The organism is Klebsiella huaxiensis, assembly GCF_003261575.2.
In the GTDB taxonomy this organism is placed as follows: domain Bacteria; phylum Pseudomonadota; class Gammaproteobacteria; order Enterobacterales; family Enterobacteriaceae; genus Klebsiella; species Klebsiella huaxiensis.
Map to the genome: position 1 here is coordinate 79,692 of NZ_CP036176.1, position 26,111 is coordinate 105,802.

27 protein-coding genes and 1 pseudogene are annotated in these 26,111 nt (G+C 51.1%); 9 read left to right on the forward strand and 19 right to left on the reverse strand.

Annotated elements, in window-relative coordinates; translation table 11 throughout:
- Positions 1 to 14 precede the first annotated feature (14 nt).
- From DA718_RS30030 to DA718_RS30070, 9 genes are all read right to left on the reverse strand, one after another.
- Positions 15 to 1,028 (reverse strand): permease, encoded by a 1,014-nt coding sequence (locus tag DA718_RS30030; RefSeq protein WP_047716082.1) that lies wholly within the window; start codon positions 1,026 to 1,028, stop codon positions 15 to 17.
- A 275-nt stretch (positions 1,029 to 1,303) separates the two neighbouring features.
- Positions 1,304 to 1,816 carry a phosphatase domain-containing protein gene (locus DA718_RS30035; RefSeq protein ID WP_167492899.1) on the reverse strand — a complete coding sequence of 171 codons (513 nt, stop codon included), beginning with the start codon at positions 1,814 to 1,816 and terminating at the stop codon, positions 1,304 to 1,306.
- 163 nt (positions 1,817 to 1,979) lie between these two features.
- The gene (locus DA718_RS30040) at positions 1,980 to 2,489 is read right to left on the reverse strand and encodes an arsenate reductase ArsC (protein ID WP_047716084.1); all 510 of its coding nucleotides are present in this window, start codon (positions 2,487 to 2,489) and stop codon (positions 1,980 to 1,982) included.
- A 72-nt stretch (positions 2,490 to 2,561) separates the two neighbouring features.
- The gene (gene arsC, locus DA718_RS30045; protein ID WP_047716085.1) at positions 2,562 to 2,990 is read right to left on the reverse strand and encodes a glutaredoxin-dependent arsenate reductase; all 429 of its coding nucleotides are present in this window, start codon (positions 2,988 to 2,990) and stop codon (positions 2,562 to 2,564) included.
- A gap of 57 nt (positions 2,991 to 3,047) precedes the next feature.
- Positions 3,048 to 4,337 (reverse strand): arsenic transporter, encoded by a 1,290-nt coding sequence (locus tag DA718_RS30050; protein WP_032951259.1) that lies wholly within the window; start codon positions 4,335 to 4,337, stop codon positions 3,048 to 3,050.
- A 40-nt stretch (positions 4,338 to 4,377) separates the two neighbouring features.
- A complete protein-coding gene (gene arsA / locus DA718_RS30055) occupies positions 4,378 to 6,144 on the reverse strand; it encodes an arsenical pump-driving ATPase (protein WP_047935037.1) in 1,767 nt (588 codons plus the stop codon).
- A gap of 23 nt (positions 6,145 to 6,167) precedes the next feature.
- Positions 6,168 to 6,533 carry an arsenite efflux transporter metallochaperone ArsD gene (gene arsD, locus DA718_RS30060; protein ID WP_025714555.1) on the reverse strand — a complete coding sequence of 122 codons (366 nt, stop codon included), beginning with the start codon at positions 6,531 to 6,533 and terminating at the stop codon, positions 6,168 to 6,170.
- A gap of 24 nt (positions 6,534 to 6,557) precedes the next feature.
- Positions 6,558 to 7,037 carry an arsenate reductase ArsC gene (locus tag DA718_RS30065; protein WP_025714554.1) on the reverse strand — a complete coding sequence of 160 codons (480 nt, stop codon included), beginning with the start codon at positions 7,035 to 7,037 and terminating at the stop codon, positions 6,558 to 6,560.
- 56 nt (positions 7,038 to 7,093) lie between these two features.
- A complete protein-coding gene (locus DA718_RS30070) occupies positions 7,094 to 7,447 on the reverse strand; it encodes a metalloregulator ArsR/SmtB family transcription factor (RefSeq protein ID WP_025714553.1) in 354 nt (117 codons plus the stop codon).
- A 118-nt stretch (positions 7,448 to 7,565) separates the two neighbouring features.
- Here DA718_RS30070 and DA718_RS30075 point away from each other — a divergent pair, with 118 nt between their 5' ends.
- From DA718_RS30075 to DA718_RS30090, 4 genes are all read left to right on the forward strand, one after another.
- Entirely contained in the window at positions 7,566 to 7,748 is a 183-nt protein-coding gene (locus DA718_RS30075) for a hypothetical protein (protein ID WP_025714552.1), read from the forward strand.
- 117 nt (positions 7,749 to 7,865) lie between these two features.
- Positions 7,866 to 8,408 carry a sigma-70 family RNA polymerase sigma factor gene (locus DA718_RS30080; RefSeq protein WP_047935035.1) on the forward strand — a complete coding sequence of 181 codons (543 nt, stop codon included), beginning with the start codon at positions 7,866 to 7,868 and terminating at the stop codon, positions 8,406 to 8,408.
- A gap of 156 nt (positions 8,409 to 8,564) precedes the next feature.
- Positions 8,565 to 9,566, forward strand: coding sequence for a permease (locus tag DA718_RS30085; protein WP_032951239.1), 1,002 nt, complete (start codon positions 8,565 to 8,567; stop codon positions 9,564 to 9,566).
- Between the two features lie 13 nt (positions 9,567 to 9,579).
- Positions 9,580 to 9,810, forward strand: coding sequence for a thioredoxin family protein (locus tag DA718_RS30090; RefSeq protein ID WP_021314637.1), 231 nt, complete (start codon positions 9,580 to 9,582; stop codon positions 9,808 to 9,810).
- 277 nt (positions 9,811 to 10,087) lie between these two features.
- Here DA718_RS30090 and DA718_RS30095 read toward each other — a convergent pair whose 3' ends face one another.
- The 4 genes from DA718_RS30095 to DA718_RS31130 form a co-directional block, all read right to left on the reverse strand.
- Positions 10,088 to 10,291 (reverse strand): hypothetical protein, encoded by a 204-nt coding sequence (locus DA718_RS30095; RefSeq protein WP_021314636.1) that lies wholly within the window; start codon positions 10,289 to 10,291, stop codon positions 10,088 to 10,090.
- Positions 10,292 to 10,372: 81 nt separating this feature from the next.
- On the reverse strand, positions 10,373 to 11,200 hold the full coding sequence (locus DA718_RS30100; RefSeq protein WP_021314635.1) for a universal stress protein: 828 nt from the start codon (positions 11,198 to 11,200) through the stop codon (positions 10,373 to 10,375).
- 17 nt (positions 11,201 to 11,217) lie between these two features.
- Positions 11,218 to 12,696 carry a SulP family inorganic anion transporter gene (locus DA718_RS30105; RefSeq protein WP_046499366.1) on the reverse strand — a complete coding sequence of 493 codons (1,479 nt, stop codon included), beginning with the start codon at positions 12,694 to 12,696 and terminating at the stop codon, positions 11,218 to 11,220.
- A gap of 341 nt (positions 12,697 to 13,037) precedes the next feature.
- Positions 13,038 to 13,307, reverse strand: a complete 270-nt coding sequence (locus tag DA718_RS31130; RefSeq protein ID WP_112217309.1) for a LysR family transcriptional regulator — start codon at positions 13,305 to 13,307, stop codon at positions 13,038 to 13,040.
- A 112-nt stretch (positions 13,308 to 13,419) separates the two neighbouring features.
- Between DA718_RS31130 and DA718_RS30115 the strand changes: the two genes are divergently transcribed.
- Positions 13,420 to 14,313 carry a DMT family transporter gene (locus DA718_RS30115; protein ID WP_112217308.1) on the forward strand — a complete coding sequence of 298 codons (894 nt, stop codon included), beginning with the start codon at positions 13,420 to 13,422 and terminating at the stop codon, positions 14,311 to 14,313.
- Positions 14,314 to 14,433: 120 nt separating this feature from the next.
- Here the strand turns inward: DA718_RS30115 and DA718_RS30120 are convergent, their stop codons facing one another.
- The 6 genes from DA718_RS30120 to DA718_RS30145 all read right to left on the reverse strand — a co-directional run bounded on the left by DA718_RS30120 (position 14,434) and on the right by DA718_RS30145 (position 23,649).
- The gene (locus DA718_RS30120) at positions 14,434 to 15,711 is read right to left on the reverse strand and encodes a DUF2254 domain-containing protein (RefSeq protein WP_112217307.1); all 1,278 of its coding nucleotides are present in this window, start codon (positions 15,709 to 15,711) and stop codon (positions 14,434 to 14,436) included.
- Positions 15,712 to 15,773: 62 nt separating this feature from the next.
- Positions 15,774 to 17,771, reverse strand: coding sequence for a BCCT family transporter (locus tag DA718_RS30125; protein ID WP_130624425.1), 1,998 nt, complete (start codon positions 17,769 to 17,771; stop codon positions 15,774 to 15,776).
- A 1,376-nt stretch (positions 17,772 to 19,147) separates the two neighbouring features.
- A complete protein-coding gene (gene repA / locus DA718_RS30130; RefSeq protein WP_064349658.1) occupies positions 19,148 to 20,020 on the reverse strand; it encodes an incFII family plasmid replication initiator RepA in 873 nt (290 codons plus the stop codon).
- Positions 20,013 to 20,084, reverse strand: coding sequence for a RepA leader peptide Tap (tap, locus tag DA718_RS31005; protein ID WP_077266322.1), 72 nt, complete (start codon positions 20,082 to 20,084; stop codon positions 20,013 to 20,015). The genes repA (DA718_RS30130) and tap overlap by 8 nt, the downstream gene beginning before the upstream one ends.
- Before the next feature lie 237 nt (positions 20,085 to 20,321).
- Positions 20,322 to 20,570 (reverse strand): replication regulatory protein RepA, encoded by a 249-nt coding sequence (repA, locus tag DA718_RS30140; RefSeq protein ID WP_064349660.1) that lies wholly within the window; start codon positions 20,568 to 20,570, stop codon positions 20,322 to 20,324.
- Between the two features lie 181 nt (positions 20,571 to 20,751).
- Entirely contained in the window at positions 20,752 to 23,649 is a 2,898-nt protein-coding gene (locus DA718_RS30145; protein ID WP_001553819.1) for a Tn3-like element Tn5403 family transposase, read from the reverse strand.
- Between the two features lie 94 nt (positions 23,650 to 23,743).
- Between DA718_RS30145 and DA718_RS30150 the strand changes: the two genes are divergently transcribed.
- The 4 genes and pseudogenes from DA718_RS30150 to arsC (DA718_RS30165) all read left to right on the forward strand — a co-directional run bounded on the left by DA718_RS30150 (position 23,744) and on the right by arsC (DA718_RS30165) (position 26,030).
- The gene (locus DA718_RS30150) at positions 23,744 to 24,349 is read left to right on the forward strand and encodes a recombinase family protein (RefSeq protein WP_000509966.1); all 606 of its coding nucleotides are present in this window, start codon (positions 23,744 to 23,746) and stop codon (positions 24,347 to 24,349) included.
- Positions 24,350 to 24,484: 135 nt separating this feature from the next.
- Positions 24,485 to 25,189: an IS6-like element IS26 family transposase gene (locus DA718_RS30155; protein WP_001067855.1), complete on the forward strand. Its 705-nt coding sequence runs from the start codon at positions 24,485 to 24,487 to the stop codon at positions 25,187 to 25,189.
- Positions 25,190 to 25,238: 49 nt separating this feature from the next.
- Positions 25,239 to 25,592, forward strand: a pseudogene (locus tag DA718_RS30160) (ArsB/NhaD family transporter); the annotation flags it as partial.
- A 12-nt stretch (positions 25,593 to 25,604) separates the two neighbouring features.
- Positions 25,605 to 26,030: a glutaredoxin-dependent arsenate reductase gene (arsC, locus tag DA718_RS30165; protein WP_112216742.1), complete on the forward strand. Its 426-nt coding sequence runs from the start codon at positions 25,605 to 25,607 to the stop codon at positions 26,028 to 26,030.
- Positions 26,031 to 26,111 lie beyond the last annotated feature (81 nt).

Sequence of the window (26,111 nt, forward strand, 5' to 3'; positions counted from 1 at the left end):
CATCCCAGGATTGATCAGATGAAGAAATAAGTGGTGTAACCCGTCACTATTGCCATTGTAATAATGACAAGTACGAATGCGGCCAGCAATCTGAATGTGAAAAGAGCACGCAACAGGATCACTTCAGTAAGGCTGGCGCCTGCGCTACCAATGATTAGGGCCAGTACCGTTCCGGCACCCACACCTTTAGCCATTAGTGCAGCTGCCAGAGGAATAACCGCTTCAGCCCGGATATAAAGGGGCACGCCGATAATCGCCGCAACCGGAATGGCAAAAGGGTTTTCCTGTCCCGCATACCGTTCAAGCCACGCCGCTGGCAGGTAACCATAAATTACACTCCCAATAGCTATCCCCGTCAGCAGGTAGGGTAAAACGCCGATGAAATCAGCCCAGGTTTCACGCCATAATCCACTGTAACGGCTGGTTTGTTTTTTAAAGTCAGGTCGAAGGTTACAGCAACTCCCCGTTTCAGCGGTCGTAATATCAGCCTGAAATGAATTGTCTCCGGAGAATTTTTCGCCACAGCCGGAACTACTGCTTTCCATGGTATTGCAGCTTTTAACCGACGGGCAGGAAGGCCCGGCTGTATGCGTCTCGCTGCGTATATACTTATCAAATCCCAGTATTTGCAGTAACCACCCCGCCAAAAGTGAGACCATAAGCGCGGCACCTGCATAAATCACCGTCAGGTTAAGTCCAAATGTCGCGATCATTAAGGCAATAATGACCGGATTCAGTAAAGGAGATGCAAAAAGAAATACCATCATGGGGCCAAATCCGGCGCGGGCGCGAATAAGCCCCTTCAAAACAGGAATAGTTGAACAACTGCAAAAAGGAGTGATTGCCCCCAGACCGGCTGCCAGAAAGTAGCTCCTGAAGCGGCCAGCGCTCAGCAAAGCCTCGATGCGTGCTGGCGGGATATGCCTTTGCAACACTCCTACCAGTAAACTGATGAATAAAAATAAAGCGGACAGTTCAACGGCGAGAAACGCAAACATGCCCATGGCATCCTGCAGTTGTGAGGACATATCAAACCCCTGTATTTCTGGATTTATCGAATTATATAGAGGTTAACGCAAGCGGGCACTTGCTTCAATACTATATTTCCAGAATTACAGAAATGAAGGATAAGAAAAGTATCTGCAACTGTATACAGCTTCCGGTGGTGGCACCATGCAATATAAAGAGCCTGTTGGTATCGGTCAGTTGAAAGGTAGAGGTCAATAACCATCAGGGGAAATTTTAGTTTCCTCTGATGGTTAACCCTGTTGTCTGTCAGGTATGCCCGTTGAGAAAGGCGCTGTTATTCGTAACCGTATTGCTTATTAAGATAATTAACCTGAACCGGAGAAGTCAGCGATCTCGGCCTGATAATCTGGATTTGTTTTTTCACTTGCGCTGGCGCATAACCTGACTCAAGCATCAGAATGGCGGCCATCATACCTGTCCGGCCAGACCCTCCGTGGCAATGGATTGCCATCGTCACACCTGATTTGACTAAAGTCAGCAGACTCGTTTTCTGTCGGGTAAATGCCTGTTCAAACGGCTCTTCAGGTGCACAACTGTCCTTAACGGGAAGGTGAAACCAGTCCATATGAAGTTCAGCACAAAGAGACGGGAGTGCATCAGCTTGATATTCAGCAAGTTCAGCCAGTGTCATCATGGTGATAACGGCCTGCGCACCGGCTTCTTTTAATGTTTTTAAGGAATCAGCAACGGGAACGCCTTTTGTTCCGGGGCAAGGGGTAAAAATCAGCTTAGCGCCATTGTCTAAGGTGAGAATATCAAAAGGATGAAACATCAATAAAGACTCCATGCATATTTCTTTTAACCTGATTAATACTGTGGGCTTGAATCACCATCCATATGGTCCGTATCGACAGCGATATCCCCTGACGTGCCATCATAAGCGACTGTAACGAGTTGTGGCTGGGCAGCGTTTTTCAGCTTCTCATCCAGCATGCGTCGGTAGGACCTGATCAATGAGCGTCAGATCCAGCATTCCCCATTGCCTGCAACTGATTCTGGAATGAAAGCCGGTCGATTTTATCCAGGGGAAGACTCAAAAAAAGCCGGATGCGTGTGGCTATCTGTTTTTCAACATCCACGAAGGCGTGGTATTTATCCTCATCCGTTCCTTCTGCTAAAGCCGGATCCCGAAAGCCCCAGTGAGCCGTTATGGGGCCACCCGGGAACACCGGACATCCTTCTCCTGCCATTCTGTCACACAGAGTAAATATGAAATCCATTCGCGGAGCATCAGGATGCTGAAAAGTTTGCAGGTGTTTACTTTTCAGCGTTTCAGTGCTGAATCCCTGATCGTTAAGCACCCTGAGCGTCAGCGGGTGAGGTGAACTGGCCGGTTGAGTACCGGCGCTGAATGCCCGGAATTTTCCCCCGCCGAGCTGGTTCATCAGCACTTCAGCAAACAGGCTTCGTGCCGAATTCCCGGAACACAGGAACAGGACATTGTATGTTTTACTCATCATCGCGGCTTACCTTCTGTCAGGCCGGAAAGGTATGATCGGGCCGCTCAGGTGCTGACAGCCCGACCGCTGGAATTACTTCACGACACGCTGCCCCTGGGCATCAATCACCTGTTCGCCGTCCTCTTTGCTGAACGCTCCCTTTTGTGCGTCCGGCAGAATATCCAGCACCACTTCAGACGGACGGCACAGCCGGGTACCCACAGGTGTGACCACAACAGGACGATTGATCAGGATGGGATGCTGCAGCATAAAATCAATCAGCTCATCGTCACTCCATTTATCCTCTGCCAGGCCCAGTTGCTCATAAGGCTCCACATTTTTTCGCAGCAGGGCACGCACGCTGATCTCCATATCAGCGATGAGCCTGACCAGCTCAGCACGCGCTGGCGGTGTCTCAAGGTATAAAATGACCATGGGTTCCACACCACTGTTGCGGATCAGCTCGAGGGTATTACGGGACGTACCGCAGGCCGGGTTATGATAAATCGTAATTGCGCTCATAAATCACTCTCTTCAGGTTTGACGGGCACAGGTCCGTGACGACCGGAGCCAGGTTAATCACAACGAAACGGATAAACGTAATACCAGGGCTACAAGCGTCACAAACAGCACGGGCAGGGTCATTACAATGCCGACCCGGAAGTAATATCCCCAGGAGATCCGGATATCTTTCTGCGCCAGTACATGTAGCCACAGCAGGGTGGCCAGACTGCCGATAGGGGTGATTTTGGGTCCCAGATCGCTGCCAATAACATTGGCGTAAATCATGGCCTCTTTAATCACCCCGGTCGCCGTGCTGCCATCAATAGACAGTGCTCCCACCAGGACGGTTGGCATGTTATTCATGATCGAGGAGAGGAAGGCGGTCAGGAAGCCCGTGCCCAGCGTGGCCATCCACAGCCCCTGGCTGGCAAACTGATTAAGTACGGCTGACAGGTAGTCAGTCAGTCCGGCATTACGCAGCCCGTAGACCACCAGGTACATACCCAGGGAGAAAATCACAATCTGCCAGGGGGCTCCGCGAAGCACCTTTCCGGTATTAATCGCATGTCCTTTTTTGGCGACAAGAAACAGAATAAGTGCCCCGGCAGCAGCAACTGCGCTGACGGGGATCCCCAGAGGTTCAAGACCAAAGAACCCGATCAGCAATAGAGCCAGTACGCCCCAGCCTGTCCGGAAGGTGTTCAGATCGCGGATAGCTTCTTCAGGTGCTTTCAGACGGGAGATTTCATAGGTTGCAGGAATATCCTTGCGGAAATACAGATGCAGCATCACCAGTGTGGCAATGATGGCAGCGATATCAACCGGCACCATAACTGACGCGTATTCATTGAACCCGAGTTTAAAGAAATCTGCCGAGACGATGTTTACCAGGTTCGAAACGATGAGCGGCAGGCTGGCGGAGTCCGCGATAAACCCTGCTGCCATGACGAACGCCAGCGTTGTGCCTTTACTGAATCCCAGAGCGAGTAGCATGGCAATTACGATAGGTGTCAGGATCAGCGCCGCTCCGTCGTTGGCAAACAGGGCCGCTACCGCAGCACCCAGTAAAATAATCCAGGTAAACAACCAGCGTCCGCGCCCGTTTCCCCAGCGTGCGACGTGCAGAGCAGCCCATTCAAAGAAACCCGATTCGTCGAGTAACAGACTGATGATAATGACCGCAATGAATGTTGCCGTCGCATTCCAGACGATATGCCAGACGGTCGGAATATCACCGACGTGAACCACGCCTGAAATCAGTGCAAGTGCGGCGCCGAGCATCGCACTCCAGCCAATTCCCAGTCCGCGGGGTTGCCAGATGACCAGTACAATGGTCAGAATAAAAATAGCTGCAGCCAGCCACATAAAACCTCCTGTCGGGCAGAACGATACCCGCCCTTCTTTATTATTTTTCCGCCTGACGGATCAGACGTTGCAGTTGCTCAATACCCGTCGGCGCTTCCTGTTGCAGAGGGATCAGCGCCATACGAGAGGCCAGCTCGGTCCTGACCTTATTGATTTGAGTAGCTTCGTGTGCGGCCCTCGTCAATAACAGCGGTGAAGTTGTCTCTGTTGCGACCAGACTGTTATTGATGAGCCATGCCCAGGGTTCAATCCCGGCCCGGCGCAAATCCTCCTGTAAACCGGCGGCTTCCAGAACTGGGGTAGTTTCAGGCAGGGTAACGAGCATAATTTTGGTCCGCTCAGGATCCTGCAACTGCATCATTGGTGTCAGATAATGTCCCTTATCTCCCATCCGTTTGGCCACTTCACGATGGTAGGCACCCGTCGCATCAAGCAGCAACAGGGTATGGCCCGTCGGGGCTGTATCCATGACAACAAAACGCTTCCCGGCTTCCCTGATCACACGGGAAAACGCCTGGAACACGGCAATTTCTTCCGTACAGGGAGAGCGTAAATCTTCTTCCAGTAACGCGCGTCCCTGTGTGTCCAGAGCATTTCCTTTCGTGGCAAGAACATGTTCCCGGTAGCGCTCTGTCTCCGTATGCGGATCGATACGACTGACCTGGAGATTATGGCATTGTCCGTTCAGGGTGTTTTCAAGGTGAGCTGCGGGATCGGAGGTGGTCAGGTGAACATCAAACCCTTTGTCTGCAAGCGCCACGGCGACAGCAGCGGCCAGAGTGGTCTTTCCCACACCCCCTTTGCCCATCAACATCACCAGACCATGTCCGTCCCTGGCAATATCATCAACCAGCATTTCAAGGGACGGTGCAGAGATGACCTCAGAGCGTGATATCGCATCAGCTGATACACATGGGATGTTATCTTTGTCCAGCAGACGCCGAAGCGCCTTCACTCCAACCAGATTTTCCTGCTGCAGGCTTAACTTGTCAGTCGGTAGTGCGGTAAGTACCGGCGGCATTCCGGAAAGAATATGTTGTTCTCGCTGGTACAACGCACTGGCAAGATTGTCCTGTGAGGCTTCTCCGGCCGGCATCATCCCGTTTATCACCAAGTACTGGTGCTTCAGACCGACATGCAGCAGTTCATCATGCGTGCGGGCGACTTCAGCCAGCGTTGACTGCTGAGCGCGGGCGACCAGAATTACCCGTGTCTTTTCCCCGTCTGCCAGTACCGATAAGGCGTGCGAGTAGCGTTCCCGTTGTTTTTCCAGTCCGGCCAGCGGACCAAGGCAGGACGCACCGTCAGGATTTGTCTCGATAAAACTGCTCCAGGCTCCCGGCAGCTGGAGCAGGCGAATGGTGTGTCCTGTAGGGGCGGTATCAAAAATCACATGGTCAAAATCATTCAGTAACGCGTCATCGGTCAGCAGGCCGGTGAACTCATCAAAGGCAGCAATTTCTGTTGTGCAGGCACCGGATAACTGTTCTTCAATGCTGCGCACCACCTCTTCGGGAAGAACGCCTCTAACCGGATCAACGATGCGGGCACGATATTGTTGTGCAGCCGCCTGCGGATCGATCTCAAGCGCTGTGAGTCCAGGGACGGCAGAGATGACCGTCAGGGTATTACCGATCTGCTGCCCGAAAACCTGCCCCACATTTGACGCCGGATCGGTACTGACCAGCAGGATACGTTTTCCCTCATCAGCAAGACGAATAGCCGTTGCGCAGGAAAGCGAGGTTTTTCCGACCCCGCCTTTCCCGGTAAAAAAGAGAAACTTCGGAATACTGTTCAGATAGTTCACGATGGGCTCCTGTCCGGCTGAGTTCAGCAACATGAAGTGTTGCCGCCGCCACAGCTTTTTACCAGAGCTCTACCAGCTTTCTCCTCAACAATCCCAAACCAGCGAACCAGATCCTGGCGCGTCGGATAGCGCCCGGACAGGACGAACTCGCCATCCAGCAGAATCAATGGCAGGCTTTCAGCGCCGGAGCGTTCAAGAAAGGCTTTAACTGTCGGGTTCTCAGCAAACGCCATCGGTTGCTGTGACAGATTAAAGCGTTCCACCGATACACCCTGCTGTTTCAGCCATGTCACGTCTGCGGAAAATGACACTAAAGTCTGATCAACTTCCGTACCGCACACACCAGAACTGCAGCAAAGTGCCGGGTCATATACTGACAGTGTTTTCATTATCTCTATTCCTTCAGGTTTAAGTTAAAAAATGGTCTCACCGATCCGGTTCAGTTCAGCCTGAAGACGCTCTTCAGGGCCGGAAATGACTGATGACGGAAGCGACAGAAAAGCTTCAATCCGGTGATGAAGAATTTGCCAGGCCTTTTCGAAAGCAGCGTCGATTTCCTGTTCACTCCCGGTAGCCTTATCAGGATCCTCCACTCCCCAGTGTGCCCTGACTGCCGGAGCAAGATACGCAGGACAGGTTTCACCAGCCGCATTACCGCACACCGTGATCACCACATCAGGTGTCACCGGGAGGTTGTCCCACGATTTACTGTAGTACCCATCCGTGGGTATCTCTTTGATTCTGAGAAGAGCCAGGGAACGGGGATGGACTTCACCTTTTGGCTGGCTGCCGGCGCTGAATGCATGATGCTCTTTCGGTGAAAGCGCATTAAATGTTGCTTCGGCCAGGATGGAGCGGCAGGAATTACCGGTACACAAAAATAGTATATTCATAATGCCACCATATAAATTCGTTAAATCATATATGTTTAAATAAATTTTTATATCTGTTAAAGACACACCGCTCTGCCACCGGTTGTGGAACTGTTACGGGCAACCCGTCTGACCAGAAGCGCAATTTCCTCTTCCTGGCTCAAATAAGCCTGCTCAATGACTGCCGCCGCCCAGGCGGGCATGTGCGCTGAAAGCCGATAGTGGATCCATTTACCCTCACGGCGGTCAATAAGCAGCCCACTTTCCCGTAGCATGGAAAGGTGGCGGGATATCTTGGGCTGGGATTCCTCCAGCGTTCCGCAAAGCTCGCAAACACAGAGTTCTCCTGACGCTCTCAGCAACAGCACGATTTTCAGGCGAGTTTCATCCGAGAGATTTTTGAAAAGCTGAAGCGCGGTGATTGGGGACATAAATACTCCATGGTTTCGTTCGGCTTCATCTTAGTCCTCTCTGAATTCATGTCAACAACACATTCGAAAAATCGAATATTACAATCTATAATTATGATGCTGAGTAAAGGGGGTTAACATGCGTATCGAAAAAGTCATTAGCTGGCTTATCAGGCAGATTCCGGACCGCTTTTTTGACGTTTTATCCGGAACCGAATGCGCGGAAATTGATGGTATTGCGCATGACGGTTTACTGCATGATACTGAACACAAGACAGCATACCCTGTTGCAGGAAGAGGTTTCCGAAAGGTGGATAACTGATCGGATGCTATCAGTCCATCACATCATCATGGCACCGACAGTTCCCGGACCCCATCCCCGACAGCATCAGAACCAATATCCTCCCGCTATGCGGTGTATTTAACGAGAGAGTCATAAATGGAGCAACTGAACGGCACGCCGCCTTGCCTTATGAAGGCGTGGAAGAAGCATGAACACGAACTTCTTTGCTGGTTACTCAGACAAGTGGGTAATGAGGCTGATGCTGATGATCTGATACAGGAAACCTTTCTCCGGGCAATACGACAACATGGGAAATTCTGTGCCATCGTGAATGCCAGAGCCTGGCTGTTTGAGGTTGCCCGGCATCTGCTTATTGATAAAAGCCGCCAGCAGCGTCCATTTATGCCTCTCCACGATGATTTATCATTGCCGGATAATACGCCTGAAACTGTCGACTCACTGGCTGGTTGTCTGCCCCGCATCCTGGATAAAATGGCAGAGTCTGATCGGATTATCCTTACGCTCTGTGATCTTGAGGGGATGAAACAGGCTGAGTTTGCAGACCGAAATGGTCTGACACTTGCGGCAACCAAATCGCGTTTATCCCGGGCGAGGGATAGGCTGCATAGGAAACTTTCCAGCAATTGCCAGATCAGACTGGATGAGTATGGTCGGGTATGTTGTTTCACTCCCAAGTGAAGAATCTGTTTCCCCTTCTGGGGTTACCGATAAGCTATTGCAGTGAAATCCTGTTCAATAACATTTCTCAGCAAATGAAATAAATCGAAAAAAACTGCATCCTTTTCTGTCAAACAGCGTCTTCCCGAAAAACAACCGTCGTGAGGCCTGTCCGTTATGTTCCAGATTTTCACTGATTTTGCCACCTGGCTGGTCTATGAATGCCTTAGTCTGAGTCCTGCAACCAAACTCGGGGAGGCGATCCACTTTTTTGTCGAAGACGTGAGCAAAATTTTCGTTCTCTTGCTGGTCATGATCTACTTTGTGGCCATACTACGGGCCTCGCTGGATATTGAGAGGGTAAGAAACTATCTTGCAGGTAAGCACCGTGGAATGGGGTATTTACTGGGCTCCTGCTTTGGCGCCGTTACTCCGTTCTGTTCCTGCTCAAGTATCCCGGTATTTCTGGGGTTTACTTCGGCTGGTATCCCCCTCGGGATTACCATGGCCTTTCTCATCACATCCCCCCTTATCAATGAAGTCGCCGTCCTGCTTCTGGTCAGCCTGCTCGGATGGAAGTTCACGCTCATTTATATTGCTGTCGGAATGGCTGTTGGTATGGCTGGCGGTGCTTTTCTTGATCGGATTAAGGCCGAACGCTGGTTAGCCGATTTTGCCGCCGATGCCCTCAGAGACGGGCAGCAACATCAAACTGATGAGATCCGACAATCTACCATGGCACCGCATATGCCTCTCTCAAAGCGACATGCCTTTGCTAAAGAGGAAACTCTCACCATTTTTAAGCGTGTCTGGCTCTGGGTCATTCTCGGAGTAGGACTTGGTGCGGCATTGCATGGATTTGTGCCCGACGGATGGATCGCGTCGCATCTCGGTGCCGGTCAGTGGTGGACTGTCCCTGTAGCTGTGCTGGTTGGCATACCTCTCTATTCCAATGCTACCGGTGTGATCCCTGTGATGGAGAGTCTGATCACGAACGGCCTGCCAGTGGGGACAACTCTGGCTTTTTGCATGAGCACTGTGGCTGCCAGCTTTCCTGAGTTCATTCTGCTCAAACAGGTGATGAAGTGGCAATTACTGTGCACCCTGCTGTTGCTGTTGTTGACCTCTTTCACACTGGTTGGCTGGATTTTTAACGTTGTATTCCCGTTAATTCCCTGAAGAGGATTATAAAATGAAGCATGTAAAAGTACTGGGTACAGGCTGTTCCGGTTGTAAAACAACCATCCGCCTTATCCAGCAGGTGGCTGATGAGAGAGGCGTCGCTATTCAGCTTGAAAAAGTGGAGTCACTGTCTGAAATAATGAAACACAAAGTGATGGCGACCCCGGCGGTTGTCGTTGATAACATCGTTGTACATACTGGAGGAATACCATCAAGAGACATTATCGAAAGCTGGCTCTGACCTGCAGGCAGGGAAATAATTCCTGTTCGTTCATTGCCTGAAATATCAAGCTCTGATCTCTGTAGAGGACTCCCGGCAGCCCCTTTTTTAATGAAAAGTTCAGACCCAGAGATGAAGGTATACCTTCATCTCTGTCGCGGAGCTCCGCCACAGCAGGTAAAGTTTACACTCTGATATCTCACTTATCACAGTCAGTTCAGGTCCGTTTTTTGCTCTCTGACCGCTGGCCGTCTTACTGCAGTCCCTGTTCAGCCTTTAGTTATCATATTCCTGACGCTTATTCGTTTAAAGTCTGAAACTTCGCTTCAAGCTCAAGTATTCTGAGACACATCTGCTCAATAAGTTCTGGTGTGATGGTTTTTTTAAAACGAGCGATGAGTTCAGCATCCGTGTCATCCATATATTTTATGGGTTTATCAAATGCAACCTGGCTAAGCCGGGCAAGCGCAAGAACTTCATCAATCATAAGGATTTTCTTCATAATGTCGCCTTTTCTTCCCGACTCAGGGTTTTAATGCCAGTCTGGAATTAAGTTTTCCCGGAGTTTCCTCCGGGTTCCGACTTATCTGAGCATTAACAGCGGGACTCTGGTCTGTTCGAGCATCGCAGTTGTGTTACTGCCGATGAAAAAACGACGCAGGGAAGAGTGCCCATATGCCCCCATGACAATCAAATCCACGCCGTTGTCTGCGGCGTAACGACAAAGCGCCTCCGTTACCGAGCGTCCTTCAGCTAACCGGGATATCGCACTGATGCCAGCGCACTGCAGACTACGCTTTGCCTCTTCGAGGGTATGAGCATCGCCGTTAACCATTACGATATGACATTCCAGGCTCTGCAGCAGAGGGCTGAGCGTCAGTCGACGCAGGTTTCTCCGGCTTTCCTCACTGCCATCAAACGCAAACATGACTCTTGAAGGTACAGAAAAAGTTTCAGGTACAATCATTACCGGCTTTTTCTGCAGGCGGATAATGCTCTCCAGATTGCTGCCAACCGGGTTCTGTGCTCCCCGGCGACCGAGCACCATCATACGAATACCCTTCAGGTCAGCCAGGATGATATCCAGTGCGCCATGTTTCTGAAGTTGCTGAACATCCGGGATACCGATCTGGCTGAGCAGTTCCGCGCATCCGGCAAGAATGGCGCGTCCCTGAGTCATCAGCAGGCGGTTACGCTCCCCTTCTATTCGGACAAGGTCCTGCGTCAGTTGCTCCCGGCTGTCAATACCGATAGCCCCCGTAAGGTCAGAAACTGCCGGTTGTTCATTTTTTTCAAGCACATGCAGCAGGGCAAGAGGAACGTCAAGCTTCCCGGCAATCCAGGCTGCATACTCACACACGGCGCGTGTTGATGACGATCCATCCACGCAGGCAATAACGGTGTTGTCCATAGCATTAATTCCTGACATTAATGACCTCCCATCAGTTTTTCGATTTCTTCGGGTTTATCGTGAACACCAAAGCGATCAACGATAGTACGGGTTGCTTCGTTCATCCCGCGGATCTCAACGTCTGTTCCTTCTCTGCGGAATTTAATAACCACCTTATCCAGTGCGCTGACCGACGTGATATCCCAGAAATGGGCATGCGTAACATCAATGACAACTTTCTCTGCAGCTTCGCGAAAATCAAAATACGCCATAAAGCGGTCGGCGGAGGCAAAGAACACCTGCCCGGTGACCTTATAGAGCCGGGACTCTTCCCTGAGTTCTGAAGAGACAGCCAGAAAACGCGCCACTTTAGTGGCAAAATTCAGGGAAGCGATAAGCACACCGGTCAGTACCCCGAATGCCAGATTATGAGTGGCCACCACCACCACCACTGTTGCCAGCATCACCACGCTGGTAGAAATGGGATGGCTTTTAAGGTCGGTAACTGAACGCCATGAAAAGGTACCAATCGAAACCATGATCATTACGGCGACAAGCGCGGCCATAGGGATTTGCGAGACCAGGTCCCTGAGAAAGACTACCATACACAGCAGGACCACACCGGCAGTGAGGGTGGACAGACGGCCCCGACCGCCGGATTTCACGTTGATAACAGACTGACCAATCATTGCACAGCCCGCCATTCCCCCGACAAATGAGGTGCAGATATTAGCGATGCCCTGAGCCTTGCATTCCCTGTTTTTATCACTGGGGGTATCCGTCATATCGTCCACAATCGTGGCTGTCATCATTGATTCCAGTAACCCTACAATGGCGAGGCCTGCGGAGTAAGGGAGAATAATCAGGAGCGTATCAAGATTCAGCGGGATATCCGGCACCAGGAAGACCGGCAGACTGTCAGGCAGTTTGCCCATATCCCCGACCGTACGCACGTCCAGATGCAGCCATATGGCAATCGCCGTAAGCACCACGATACAGACAAGGGGTGAGGGGATTGTTTTATTCAGATACGGGAAGAGGTAGATAATGGCGAGCCCTACTGCCGTCATAGCATAAACATGCCAGGTCACATTGGTGAGCTCAGGTAACTGCGCCATGAAAATCAGGATCGCGAGTGCATTAACGAATCCGGTCACCACGGAGCGTGAGACGTAGCGCATGAGCCCGCCGAGTTTAAGATAACCGGCTATCAGCTGGAATACGCCGGTCAGTACGGAGGCAGCCAGTAAGTACTGTAGTCCATGATCCTTCACCAGGGTCACCATCAGGAGCGCCATTGCCCCCGTTGATGAAGATATCATCGCCGGGCGACCACCAAAGAAGGCCATAATCAGCGGGATACAGAAAGCGGAGTAAAGCCCCACCTGAGGGTCAACACCGGCAATAATGGAAAAGGCGATCGCTTCTGGAATGAGTGCGAGCGCGACAACAATACCAGCCAGCACGTCACCACGGACGTTACCCAGCCAGTCCTTACGCGTCGAGGACAGCAACATAGTAATTTCTCAGTTTTTAGATGTAGTTAGCCCCGGAGGACATAAGTTTCAAATACGATAAAACACATCCGCAGACGGGATGTTATTACGTGCGTTCTGAGGCTCGCTCAGTACGGCGGAGGAAGGGAAAACTCAGGGTGGCGTAATGCGCATGATCAGCAGATAAATCCTTGAAAGCAGGTACTCAGCCCTCAGTGAACAGAATAAGTCAGCGTAATGTACTTTAGTGCTGACCACGTGCTCTGTATGATACAGAATCTATCTACTATAAACGAAAATACAGCACGATCAATGCTCACACTCTATATGGGACGTTCGTACCTGGACATGATTATCTGTGTTCAATGTCCCCGCATGACCGTCTTAACATCCAGAATATTACGTTTCCAAAAAAACCAGAAATGATTAAAAAATGAGCTTAACGTACAATAATTTTCGATATCCAAACTGACCCCTAAAAGGCGCTTACCGATGGACTGTTCAAGACGCTTGATCTGCATACTTACAGCAGACTGGCTTCTCCCGATACGTTCGCCCGCACGGGAAAAACTGCCCGTTTCGACAACAGCAACAAAAGCACGTAGCAGGTCAATATCTAAAAGATTAGCCATAGTGCTATTAGAATAACGAATAGAGGTTATCAAATCTATTCACTGGCTTAATTTATCCACCAAAAATATAGTTGTGTCATTGTTCATTTTAGAGCCCGGGAAGGGATAGGAAATGTCTTACAAGCAGCTACCTGCGGTTAAACTTGCTGTCGGAATGGCGATGATAGGAACGGTTGGTGCTTTTGCCGTGGAGTCCGGACTTTCGCCTGTTTCGATAGTGTTCTGGCGCTGTGTTTTTGGCACTCTCTTTCTTGGTTTATGGTGCGTCACCAGGGGTTATCTATCGGACAGCTCTCTTTCCCTGAAGCGTCTTACTTATGCCTCTCTCGCAGGGGCCTGTATGGTGCTTAGCTGGATAGCTTTTTTTGCCGGATTCACACTAACCTCCATAGGCACAACAACTATTGTCTACCACATACAACCTTTCTTTGTTGTACTGATTAGCGCGGTGTTTCTCAGGGAGCTGATTTCGCTTAACCAGGTCCTGTGGATGTCAGGGGCATTTACAGGTGTCATTTTGGCCAGTGGACTTATTGCCCCCTCCGGTGACATTAATATTCACTGGGTTTTGGGAGTCGCGCTTACTCTGTTTGCAGCCTTGCTGTACGCGATATCAACAGTAGTGGGGAAAGGACTGGGACAGCAACGACCTGAAATTACCACATTATGCCAGACGATAACTGGAATTATTCTGCTGGCGCCCTTTACCGACTCCTTGCGTTCAGTTCCTTCTGATTCGTGGGGGTGGTTAATTGGTATAGGTGTACTGCACACAGGTGTCGCCTACGTGCTGATGTATTCAGCTTACCCAAAGTTAACCACCCCGGTAATTGGCGTGCTGACATTTATCTATCCAGTGGTTGCTATCATTGTTGACTGGGTGTTTTATGGCCATCAACCTGGGGTCATTCAGATGACAGGTATGATGCTGATCGCACTATGCACACTTGGTGTAAAGCTGAGCTGGCATTTCCCGGTCGGGAAAAAACGGAAGATAAGTTTATAAGACCATAGCGCCAGATAATCTTCACAGGTTCAGCGTCCGCATATGGCACAAAGCAGACGCCCATTCTCACGCTAATGCTTTGCCCTTGACTTGCCAACAACCGAATCGCTTGCTCCGCAACTATGGTTTTTTATTAGAATCTTCGCCACTAAATAAATTATAATAAATTGATTTTATTAGATATTTGTCAGAATCTATATGGTCAGCACGAGTTGCATGCTCTAATGTTTCAAATGCTAAATTATGCGCGGCCTCAGAAAATATCCCAGGCCAACCCTTACTCAGCATAGACAGTCCTTTAAGGACTCTTATCTGAATCTCCCTCATACTGGCACCATCGCGCGCGACAGGTGAGAAAAAGTCTTCCAGTAGATCGTTATTCTGAAGTGGTGCAACATGAACTGAAGGATATTTCACTTCTATTTCATCAGATTTATTCTGCGCGTAAGCGGAAAGTATACGAACACCTCTGCCAATGACATCAATGGCGGTTCCAGGATCGTTCACTGCGGGGGAAAGGGCCCGGCAGGCTATTTCGGCCATGACGCTAAGACAAAATCGGGGATCCTGAGCAAATGAACGTACATCCGAGACAATAATCGTCTCAAGTAAATCGGTGCTGATTGATGACTGCTGGCCTTGACTCAGGTACAAAACTGGCATGGACGGATGTATGAAACTGCCTGGCTGCGCCACGAGGTATACATGACGGGGATCATTGGTCAGCAGCTTGCTAAGTTTCACCATATCAATATATTCAACATAACCAATCTTCTTCGGATAAACTGCAACCGTTCCTTTCGGCTGTTCATTGTTCTCAAGCCATGGATATCCACCGAGACAGGGATTTCTTGCTCTCGCAATAAATGTTTCGATGGCCGCCTGTTCTACTTTTGCCGTTGTCTCACCTACCCTCCCCAGAGAAGTCAAATGCTGTATCCAGCGAAGCAATGTGATGAGGATTAAGGCAATGACAACCAGTGTGACAATGAATAAAATGACTCTCCCCCTTTCTCCATAAGCTCCCATATTGAGGGCAATAATCCCTACCAGACTGAAGAGAAAAGAACCGATGAAGGTGGCCAGTACATTTTGTGTGGTTACGTCTTCAACAACTAAACGCGTAGCTCTGGGAGTCACATTAGTAGTGGCTGAACCGTAGGCTGTGACCATGATACTCAGCGAAAATGTGGTCACTGCCAGCATACTCGATGCCAGTATGTTCAGAATGTTATCGACTGCTTCCGCACCAACCTTCACGGAAACCGACTCAGGTATCATTGATTTAAAAAGAATTGATAAAAGGGCCGTTATTATCGCGACAATTGCGAATAACGTTGCCCTGAACCATAGCTTTTTAAATGTCTGCTTCAGAATCCATTTCCAGCGTGAAATCATTCTGCATTCCTCATATTGCGGCCGGGATAAATAATTGCCGCCCCCGGGACGGCATGTTGCTATTAACGAACCAGGTGCAGGAAGTGCAGGTGTTTTTCGTACTGGTCCAGTATGTCATTAATCAGTTGTTCCTGGTTCCAGCCCATCACATCATAATTTTGACCGCCTTCTTTGAGATAAACCTCAGCGCGATAATATCTATGTTGTTCAGTCTGCTGCTCATCATTATCCATCGCGGCGAGCGCGAAGGTCGGTGAGCTATACCCGCGAAGCCTCACTTCATATATAAAATTCAGCTCGTTACCCAAATCGACTTCAAGACGAATACGATCGTCGACTGCGTCACTAATGTGGCTCATCGTCCCCTGCTTGTTCAGTTCTTCCTGAACCAGTGTCATGGCGGGCTGGATCACGTCGTCCATAAAACGTTTCACAAGAGATCGCTTCGGTAGATACGCGATATTGCGTAACCTTCTCTGCCAGGGAATGGGGTTACGTGCAGCCGTAGGAGCAATTGTCGCCATGCTCAGGCTTTCACGCTTGGTCAAATCCCGGCGCAAAGCTTTTAAAAGTCCGTATATGGATACCAGTAAGATCACTGAGAAGGGCAAAGCACTCGCTATTGTCACTGTTTGCAGCGCACTTAGCCCTCCGGCAAGGAGAAGCGCAATTGCAACAATGCCCATGAGCGAAGCCCAGAATATTCGCTGCCAGACCGGTGTGTTTGCCACTCCACCTGATGCCAGAGTATCCACAACCATTGCCCCCGAATCAGCAGACGTTACAAAGAAGACGATGACCATCGCCATTGCAATGAATGACAGCACGGAAGAGAACGGGAAATGCTCCAGGAAATTAAACAGGGCCAGCGCCACATCCTGCTGAACAGTGTTGGCGAGGTCTGTGGCCCCCTGGTTCATAATGAGATAGATCGCGCTGTTACCAAACACAGTCATCCACATTAGCGTAAAACCCGCGGGCACAAACAGCACGCCGGTGACAAACTCGCGAATGGTTCGCCCGCGGGAGACCCGTGCGATGAACATCCCCACAAACGGCGACCATGAAAGCCACCATCCCCAATACAGTAATGTCCAGCCCCCCAGCCAGTTGCTCGACTTAGGCTCATACGCGTAAAGGTTGAACGTTTTACTCACCAGTTCCGAAAGATAACCGCCCGTATTTTCCACAAATGACTTCAGCAGAAGCACGGTTGGTCCCAGACACATGACCAGCGCCAGGAGCAACAACGCCAAACCCAGATTAAGCTCAGACAGGATACGTATTCCCTTATCCAGGCCGGACACCACTGAAATTGTCGCTAACCCCGTGATGACCACGATCAGAATGACCTGCACCGTTTCATTGATGGGCACCCCGAAAAGATGGTTCAAACCGGCATTCACCTGCAAAACACCGTAACCCAGCGATGTCGCGACGCCAAAGACCGTGCCTATAACAGCGAAAATATCAACCGCATGGCCTACAGGCCCGTATATGCGATCGCCAATAATGGGATAGAGTGCGGAGCGCAGAGTTAAAGGCAGACCGTGACGGTAACTGAAGAACGCTAGAATCAGCGCCACAATGGCATAAATTGCCCATGCGTGCAGTCCCCAGTGGAAGAAGGTCAGACGCATTGCTTCCTTGGCTGCCGCAACGGTTTCTGGAGTGCCAACGGGTGGCGAAAGATAATGCATTACAGGTTCGGCAACACCAAAGAACATCAGGCCGATCCCCATCCCTGCAGAAAAAAGCATCGCAAACCAGGAGTGGTAGCTGAAATCAGGCTGCGCATGGTCCGGGCCCAGCTTGATATCACCGTAGCGTGAGAGTCCAAGGAACGTGACACTCAGTAAAATCAGGGCGACAGCAAGGATGTAGAACCAGCTGGCATTCGTGAAGATTTGTTGCTGAAGTAGTTTAAAATTTTTGTCGGCGACATCCGGGAATACGACGGCAAAGGCGACAAGAAGGAAAATTAGCAAAGCAGATGTAAAGAATACCGCTTTGTTAATCTGGCTTGTAGACTTCTTTGGGATTGTATCATTTTCACTCATAATCATTTATTCCATTAATTAAATCCGCACTGGATAGAAGGCACTACCTCTCACAGAGTAGCAAAGTTCAACTGGCTATGCGGCGTTAATCGGAACGCATGGTGTAATGAGTGCCGATACAAATCATCCTATATAGTTACTCAGCCTGCCGCTTCCTGGGGCATTTAATTTGCATAATTTGTATCAAAGCTGGGATATACGTTAAGTGAAGTATATTAGGCACGAATTACCAGCGTCTGCTTTTGGCACAACGCAGACGTTAAAGCCTACAGCATTGGGAAACTTCCGGATGCCGCGTCAGCGGCATGGAGGCGCCAGATGAAACTGCATGTATCTGTGGAGTCAAATGGCGCCGAAAGCCCGGTGTAGCCGGCGACTGGTTCACAAATTCTGCCTGTCTGCCCCCTGCCTTGGTTAGCCTTAACCCGCTATCAGCAATGAAGAAGTTAAGGTAATCCCTTTTAACCCCGGTGAGCGGGCTTTACGGCGTTTACGACGTAAAGGGCGAGATTTCCGGGGCCTTGGCGGCGGCAGCTTGCTGCTGACGCTTAGGGGGATGTTCATAAAAAACTTCAGCGACACCAGGGAACTTAACAGGGTAGATGCAAGGCCACACTCGCTAAAAATGTCTCCGATGCTTTTCTACGCGGTCGGAGTGGTCCCGACAAGGCGAGAGCCGCAGTCGGGCGTATCTCTGAGTTAGCTGCCCTAAAGCCCTATAACGAGCGTGTACCCCGGACCTCACCGCAGCACTACTCACAGCGATGACCAGGCAATAGTTACAACACCCATCATTAAAAGCGACACTACTCCCGGCCTTCGGCCGGGGGCGGCGGCGCTTTTCAGTGGTGGGGAGGGGCTCGGGGTGGCAGAACGGCGCCCGTGTTTTTAAAAAAGGGGTTCATTGAATGATGTAACTAATGCATGCGCTGGCTATATGCCCGCCGCTTGCCGGCGGGAGGTACTTTTGGATCTGAGCGACGCGGACGCTTGCGACCGCTGTTAGCGAAGGCCTTATTGAGACTGTCCACAGGACAGACGACGAACAGGTTGGTCCTTGAGACGAAAGAGATTCAGATCTTTAAAAGAGGTACAGAGCAGGTATTTAAAGGGAACCATGCGGTCTGTACCCCTCTACGACAGGCAGCCTGAAAGCCTGTCGGTGGTAGCCTTATGAATAGTTCCCTTGCACTTAAATGGGGATAAGTAAAATCCGCCCCAAAAGCCGGCATCCTGAGCCGGAAATTTCATCCTCGACGCTGGATAATTTGACGCTGACCGGTGTGGCCATCATAAAAGTGGGCAGAAATCAGCCGCGCCCGGGAGACAGACGTGCGAAAGTCTCCGGCGCCAGCCGGATAACAAAAACAGGAGGGTTATATGGGGTCGGGGTACGGCGCCAGGCGGGTATAGTTATTGCCCCGGGACATCAGCATCCGTTCCGTCACGCGGCGCTCAACCTCGCGCTTCAGCGCGTCATGATCGCCTCTAAAGCGGCCGGTAGAAAATTCCCGGGTCAATTGCTGACGAACACGCGTCTCGATGTCCTTACGCTGGCGCGAGGCATCCCGCCGGGCGGTCGCCCGCTTCTGGCCATGAGATTTACGCTCAGCCTGATAGCTGCGAAAACGCTCGCGTACAAATCGCCAGGATTTGGCGATCAGTTCATCCATCCCCAGTTGCGGCAGGCTTTGTTTCTTGCGTTGTTTGTTTTCCCACTCCACGCGGCTACGACGTGCGGCCACGACAGCCACATCTGACACATCCAGAGCCTGGAAAAGAGCCGGCGTGAACGTCATATCCGTCGGGATGTTGCAGCCGATCTGCGGGTCATATTCCGTTGTATAGGTGATCAAACCCAGCTCAGACATAAACCGCAGCGCGCGGGTCGCCCGCGAGATAGACAGGTTGGCACTGGCGGATTCCGTGGCCAGTCCGCACTCGATGGCCATATTGGTAATCGAGCGCTGAACGCGATTGGCCAGCGGATCATAATGAAAGCACATTGCCTGGAGAAGCGCATCAATCGCACGCCGGCGCAGAACCGGAGGCATACGCCGGCGCATACCCAGTGAGCGGGCAAAGGCAACATGGATTGAAAAATCAAAAGTAGAGGTGAAGCCTTCGGCTTTGGCCATCAGCTTACGACAAAACGGCAGTGTCTTTTTACCTTCACGCGCTAAAAAACGCGGTTCGGCATTTTTTACCTGAACGTAATGGAATGAATCTTTGGCATCCTGGTCAGTCACCGCTTCCTGCGCTTATGTTGCGTGGAAGGAGCGCGCACAGAAGGTATTGAACTTTTCTGAGCATGAATCTATACTCCCTGCATAGAGCAACAGCTTCTATGCAGTTTAGTTAAGGGCCCCGGTAATCTTCGACTCCGCCAAGAATTGAGAGATTATCGGGGTTTTTGCTTTCTGGTTCCGGAAAAAACCTTTCTACAGAACCAGCTCCCTGCCACCTTACGGCGTGGCCAGCCAAGAATCTCTAAACGATCAGTAATCTAGCACTCATAGCCTGATGAATCAAGAACGTGAATTTTTACGCTTATTTCTCACGGCGTATGGCTTCACGTTCAATTAATTTTTCAATCATTTGTGCCTGGGTTATTCCTTCCTCTGCCGCGAATTGAGCGAGTTTCTCTTTCAATGGAATCATGATCAATGCGTGTATCGACTTATGTGTATCGCTACGTCTGGCCAAAGATGCCTTCTGGCGGTCTTTTGGGGATACCGGATTTCCTTTTCGGTAAGAACGTTTCGATGAGGAAGTAACTGCGTTTACGACCTGTGACATCTCTGCCTCCTCAAGCATATAACTGAATACTTGAACAAAGATACTACATGTCCTTATAGGCAGCGAGCACGCACATTAATTTAATGTAAAATACATTTTTTCTGTTGGCGCAGAAAAATGTTGTCAGAGTGATAGTTAGTACGACGAAGGGGTCGGTTCCGGCTGAGGGCGAAATGACACCCTAAGCTTTCGGTTCCTTGGGCCAAAGATATTCGCCAGTCAGTAGAATGTGCGCCCAGCCCAATGGGGATATGTGGGGAAGAAATTCAGGGGGAACATCCAACCCTTCGTTCCGCCGCTCCGTGACGGCATGACCAAGATGGACGGTATTCCAGTAAATGATCACCGCAGTCAATAAATTGAGCCCAGCGATTCGGTAGTGCTGCCCCTCTGTCGTGCGATCGCGAATTTCCCCCTGCCTCCCGATACGGAGCGCATTTTTGAGCGCATGGTGGGCCTCTCCCTTGTTAAGACCGATCTGAGCACGTCGCTGCATGTCCGTATCCAGGATCCACTCAATAATGAAAAGGGTCCGTTCAATACGACCAACTTCACGAAGCGCAACTGCAAGGTTGTTTTGTCGTGGGTAAGAAGCGAGCTTGCGCAGGAGTTGGCTGGGCCTGATTTTGCCAGCGGTCATCGTCGCGGCACAACGGAAAATATCAGGCCAGTTCGCAACGATAAGATCCTCCCGGGCTTTTCCACCTACCAACTTGCGTAACTCCCTGGGGGTCGTATCGGGATTAAATACGTACAACCGCTTCGATGGCAGATCCCTGATTCGCAGAACGAGATTGTAGCCGAGCAGGCTACTGGCTCCGAACAAATGGTCGGTGAATCCTGCTGTATCGGCATACTGTTCGCGAACATGGCGACCGACCTCGTTCATCAGTAGTCCATCGAGAATATACGGTGCCTCGCTCACGGTCGCCGGGATCGACTGACAAGCGAATGGCGCGAACTGGTCGCTTACGTGAGTATACGCTTTGAGGCCGGGAACAGAACCATATTTGGCATTGACCATGTTCATGGCTTCGCCATGCCGCGCTGTCGGGAAAAACTGACCATCGCTCGATGCTGACGTGCCCATCCCCCAGACGCGTGACATCGGCAGTTTACCCTGCGCGGCCACCACAATTGCCAATGCCTGGTTCATGGCTTCGCTTTCAACATGCCAGCGGGCAAGGCGTGAGAGCTGCCAGTAATCATGCGTGTTTGTAGCTTCCGCCATCTTACGCAGGCCCAGATTGAGCCCTTCAGCGAGCAGGACGTTGAGCAGACCGATCCGGTCGCGACATGGAGCCCCGGTTCTCAGATGGGTAAACGCATCTGTGAAACCAAGGGCTGCATCAACTTCAAGCAGCATGTCGGTAATCCGAACGGACGGCATTCGGCGATACAGATCCAGTATGAGTGCCTCGGCACCATCCGGCACGTCTGCTGTCAACCTGTCGATCCGCAACGTTCCATCTTCTATGCTACCGTGCGGAATAGTGCCGTTACGGGCAGCCCGGGCCAGCCGCTTAAGAGCGATCGTGAGTCGCGCCTTTCTGTCTGCCAGCCAATCCTGTGGGTTGGAAGGCACGGCCAGTTTTGCATTTTCCTGCGCCGCGATCATCGGCACCAGTACCTGCTTGAGGTCACCATAGCGGCGCGAATGAGCGAGCCAGACATCTCCGGAACGAAAAGCATCCCGGAGGTGAAAGAGTACCGCCACTTCCCAAAGACGGGTATCTCCTTTTTCCTGAGCTCGTAAATGACGGTTCCATTTGGAGCTGGGCCGCAGGAAACGTCTTTCTGGCGATGCAACACCTTTCATCTCTCCGATCGACAAAGCTGCTGCTACCAATGGTCCGGCGACCGGCGCGGCTTCGAGCTTCAGACAGCGCAACATGCGGGGCGCATAACGACGAAAGCGATGGTATCCCTGCCCGACATATGCAAGAGGCTCATCGGCTAGCGTGTTGCTGAGTTGAGTCCCTGTCGCTACCAGTTGAGCGAGCCGGTCCCATGCAACCGAACTGGCGACAGCCATCTCCAGCGGGGTTCCGTCACTGCGGGCCTCAAGCAACGAAGCTCCCAGCGCGGTGAAGGTACGGATCGTATCCGTGAGTGTGGCTTTAGAGCCGGAAATTGTTTCGTCATGCTGGCGCTTCGCTTCCCGCCAGGTTTTTCCTACGATCCTGTCATGGGTTTCGACTATGGCATCAGCAATCGCCGCTTCCCACTCCACAACACAGACGGCAAGGATCGCCCAGCGGCGGTCCGAAGTGATGTCACGCAAACCGTCGGTGAAGTAGCGTTCACCCTGCCGACGCAGCCGGGCAATGCGATGGGCAGGTATGCTGGCCAAAGCACTATGATTGATATTCAGGGTACGCAGAAATTCGAGCCTGTCGAGCAAACGGTTAGCAGCAGCCGAGTTGTTACCAACCTCGAAGTTGCGAAGCCAGATGAAACGACTGATATTGCCGGCGAGCATTTCACTCAGAAGTTTGTCCAGGTGATCGCGAACATCCGCTGTTAAATTTTCTGCAATCCGCGTTTCAATCCGCCGCTCAGCGGCGACCAGAGCATCCGCGCACAAGCGCTCGATTGTCGATACTGCGGGCAGAATGGTGGAAGTTTCCCGACACCGCACAATAAAACGATGAGCAAGATCCTCGTTTGATCTGGCATCTTCGGCCTGGCCGAAAGTCCACTCCCGCAGATCACGGGCACCACGGCCCGTGAAGGTCTTGTAGCCGTAAATTTCGCGCAGCGTGTCCATGTGCTGCTGACGGGTTTGGCGCCGTGTGGCATAAGTGAGAAGCGCATCAGCCGGAACTCCAAGCTGAGCACCGACGAAGGAAAGGACTTCACGCGGGATCATCTCACCAGGAGCCAGTGCACGGCCCGGATATCGTAAGGCACAAAGTTGCAGGGCAAAGCCAATCCTGTTTTCCGGTCTGCGGCGCTGCCTAATGTTTTCCAGGTCATCATCGCCCAGCGTGTAGAACTTCAGTAGCGACAGTTCGTCCGTGGGCAGATCGAACAGCGCTGCTCGCTGCCGTTCGGTGAAAATATGGCGTCGTGACATACAAATTCGTCCCTTTTGAAGTATAGTCTGTTTTGGACAACAGCCAGCCCATATAAATCAGGGCGTTCCGATACAAAAATCCAGGAGGGTTCAATTGGGACATCGTGCCGCCATTTACTGCCGGGTTTCAACAGCGGATCAGTCTTGTGAACGCCAGGAATTTGATCTGCGAGCCTTCGCCGGCCGTGCCGGCTACGACGTGGTGGGAATATTTAAGGAAACAGGTTCAGGAACTAAACTCGACCGGGCCGAGCGAAAGAAAGTCCTGGCGCTTGCCCAGTCCAGACAAATTGATGCAATCCTGGTCACTGAGCTTTCCCGGTGGGGGCGCTCGACGCTCGATCTGCTCAATACGCTACGTGAACTGGAGAACTGGAAGGTTTCCGTGATAGCCATGAATGGAATGGCGTTCGATCTTTCGTCGCCGTATGGACGAATGCTGGCGACGTTTCTTTCCGGCATTGCGGAGTTTGAGCGGGATCTCATCAGCGAGCGGGTCAAGTCAGGCCTTGCTGTTGCGAAGGCACGTGGTAAGAGGCTTGGTCGTCAGGCCGGAGTGCGACCAAAATCAGACCGACTTTTGCCTAAGGTGGTTGCGATGAGGGCCGAGGGACGCAGCTATCGCTGGATCGCACGCGAGCTCGGTATCAGCAAGAATACCGTCGCTGACATCGTGCAACGACACAGAGCTAACGCTTAGGGTGTCATTTCGCCCTCAGCCGGAACCGACCCCTTTAGCGACTGAAGACTGGTTAGGAATAGTGAACATCCTGGCACTGTTGCAAATAGTCGGTGGTGATAAACTTATCATCCCCTTTTGCTGATGGAGCTGCACATGAACCCATTCAAAGGCCGGCATTTTCAGCGTGACATCATTCTGTGGGCCGTACGCTGGTACTGCAAATACGGCATCAGTTACCGTGAGCTGCAGGAGATGCTGGCTGAACGCGGAGTGAATGTCGATCACTCCACGATTTACCGCTGGGTTCAGCGTTATGCGCCTGAAATGGAAAAACGGCTGCGCTGGTACTGGCGTAACCCTTCCGATCTTTGCCCGTGGCACATGGATGAAACCTACGTGAAGGTCAATGGCCGCTGGGCGTATCTGTACCGGGCCGTCGACAGCCGGGGCCGCACTGTCGATTTTTATCTCTCCTCCCGTCGTAACAGCAAAGCTGCATACCGGTTTCTGGGTAAAATCCTCAACAACGTGAAGAAGTGGCAGATCCCGCGATTCATCAACACGGATAAAGCGCCCGCCTATGGTCGCGCGCTTGCTCTGCTCAAACGCGAAGGCCGGTGCCCGTCTGACGTTGAACACCGACAGATTAAGTACCGGAACAACGTGATTGAATGCGATCATGGCAAACTGAAACGGATAATCGGCGCCACGCTGGGATTTAAATCCATGAAGACGGCTTACGCCACCATCAAAGGTATTGAGGTGATGCGTGCACTACGCAAAGGCCAGGCCTCAGCATTTTATTATGGTGATCCCCTGGGCGAAATGCGCCTGGTAAGCAGAGTTTTTGAAATGTAAGGCCTTTGAATAAGACAAAAGGCTGCCTCATCGCTAACTTTGCAACAGTGCCGACAAAGGTTTATGGGCCGCTACGTTCGGTACCGGCTTCCTGACTGCGTTCCTGTCGTCTGTGATGAACAATATGCCGACGGTACTCATTGGCGCATTGTCTATAGACGGGAGCACTGCGTCCGGCATAGCCAGAGAGGCGATGATTTATGCCAATGTGATTGGCTGCGATTTAGGTCCTAAAATCACCCCGATAGGCAGTCTGGCAACCCTGTTATGGCTTCATGTGTTGGCACAGAAAAACATGACCATCACCTGGGGGTATTACTTCCGCACCGGCATAATCATGACTCTGCCCGTGCTGTTTGTCACTCTGGCCGCGCTGGCGTTGCGGCTCTCCGTCACTTTGTAATGAGATACAGATATGAGCAACATTACCATCTATCACAATCCGGCCTGTGGGACCTCACGTAACACGCTGGAGATGATCCGTAACAGCGGTAACGAACCAACCATTATTTATTATCTCGATACTCCCCCGACTCGTGATGAACTTATCAAACTGATTTCAGATATGGGTATTGGAGTACGTGCATTGCTGCGTAAGAACGTCGAACCCTATGAGCAGTTGGGTCTTGATGAAGACAAATTTTCTGATGAGCAGTTGATTGATTTTATGCTTCAGCATCCGATCCTGATTAATCGACCGGTTGTAGTAACGCCGCTTGGAACTCGTCTTTGCCGCCCTTCAGAAATTGTGTTGGATATTCTGCCTGAAGCTCAGAAAAGCGCTTTTACCAAAGAAGATGGCGAAAAGGTCATTGACGAAACAGGGAAACGGGTTAAGTAATTTTAACGGGCGTCTGTTCACTTCATGCAGGCGTCTGCTTTTCGCTCTTAGCTGCCTGTCAACCTGGTTGCATTGTGTTGG

Excerpts from the sequence above, each read along its gene's own strand:
- DA718_RS31130 (WP_112217309.1), bottom strand. The coding sequence starts at position 13,307 with ATGGCTAATCTTTTAGATATTGACCTGCTACGTGCTTTTGTTGCTGTT.
- DA718_RS30090 (WP_021314637.1), top strand. The coding sequence starts at position 9,580 with ATGAAGCATGTAAAAGTACTGGGTACAGGCTGTTCCGGTTGTAAAACA.
- repA (WP_064349660.1), bottom strand. The coding sequence starts at position 20,570 with ATGTCACAGGTCGTAAACGCAGTTACTTCCTCATCGAAACGTTCTTAC.
- DA718_RS30030 (WP_047716082.1), bottom strand. The coding sequence starts at position 1,028 with ATGTCCTCACAACTGCAGGATGCCATGGGCATGTTTGCGTTTCTCGCC.
- DA718_RS30115 (WP_112217308.1), top strand. The coding sequence starts at position 13,420 with ATGTCTTACAAGCAGCTACCTGCGGTTAAACTTGCTGTCGGAATGGCG.
- DA718_RS30145 (WP_001553819.1), bottom strand. The coding sequence starts at position 23,649 with ATGTCACGACGCCATATTTTCACCGAACGGCAGCGAGCAGCGCTGTTC.
- DA718_RS30125 (WP_130624425.1), bottom strand. The coding sequence starts at position 17,771 with ATGAGTGAAAATGATACAATCCCAAAGAAGTCTACAAGCCAGATTAAC.
- DA718_RS30070 (WP_025714553.1), bottom strand. The coding sequence starts at position 7,447 with ATGTCCCCAATCACCGCGCTTCAGCTTTTCAAAAATCTCTCGGATGAA.
- DA718_RS30080 (WP_047935035.1), top strand. The coding sequence starts at position 7,866 with ATGGAGCAACTGAACGGCACGCCGCCTTGCCTTATGAAGGCGTGGAAG.
- DA718_RS30105 (WP_046499366.1), bottom strand. The coding sequence starts at position 12,696 with ATGTTGCTGTCCTCGACGCGTAAGGACTGGCTGGGTAACGTCCGTGGT.
- DA718_RS30075 (WP_025714552.1), top strand. The coding sequence starts at position 7,566 with ATGCGTATCGAAAAAGTCATTAGCTGGCTTATCAGGCAGATTCCGGAC.
- DA718_RS30065 (WP_025714554.1), bottom strand. The coding sequence starts at position 7,037 with ATGAATATACTATTTTTGTGTACCGGTAATTCCTGCCGCTCCATCCTG.
- DA718_RS30085 (WP_032951239.1), top strand. The coding sequence starts at position 8,565 with ATGTTCCAGATTTTCACTGATTTTGCCACCTGGCTGGTCTATGAATGC.
- DA718_RS30120 (WP_112217307.1), bottom strand. The coding sequence starts at position 15,711 with ATGATTTCACGCTGGAAATGGATTCTGAAGCAGACATTTAAAAAGCTA.
- arsC (WP_112216742.1), top strand. The coding sequence starts at position 25,605 with ATGAGCAACATTACCATCTATCACAATCCGGCCTGTGGGACCTCACGT.
- DA718_RS30100 (WP_021314635.1), bottom strand. The coding sequence starts at position 11,200 with ATGGACAACACCGTTATTGCCTGCGTGGATGGATCGTCATCAACACGC.
- arsC (WP_047716085.1), bottom strand. The coding sequence starts at position 2,990 with ATGAGCGCAATTACGATTTATCATAACCCGGCCTGCGGTACGTCCCGT.
- DA718_RS30155 (WP_001067855.1), top strand. The coding sequence starts at position 24,485 with ATGAACCCATTCAAAGGCCGGCATTTTCAGCGTGACATCATTCTGTGG.
- arsD (WP_025714555.1), bottom strand. The coding sequence starts at position 6,533 with ATGAAAACACTGTCAGTATATGACCCGGCACTTTGCTGCAGTTCTGGT.
- DA718_RS30035 (WP_167492899.1), bottom strand. The coding sequence starts at position 1,816 with ATGGAGTCTTTATTGATGTTTCATCCTTTTGATATTCTCACCTTAGAC.
- DA718_RS30050 (WP_032951259.1), bottom strand. The coding sequence starts at position 4,337 with ATGTGGCTGGCTGCAGCTATTTTTATTCTGACCATTGTACTGGTCATC.
- DA718_RS30040 (WP_047716084.1), bottom strand. The coding sequence starts at position 2,489 with ATGATGAGTAAAACATACAATGTCCTGTTCCTGTGTTCCGGGAATTCG.
- DA718_RS30095 (WP_021314636.1), bottom strand. The coding sequence starts at position 10,291 with ATGAAGAAAATCCTTATGATTGATGAAGTTCTTGCGCTTGCCCGGCTT.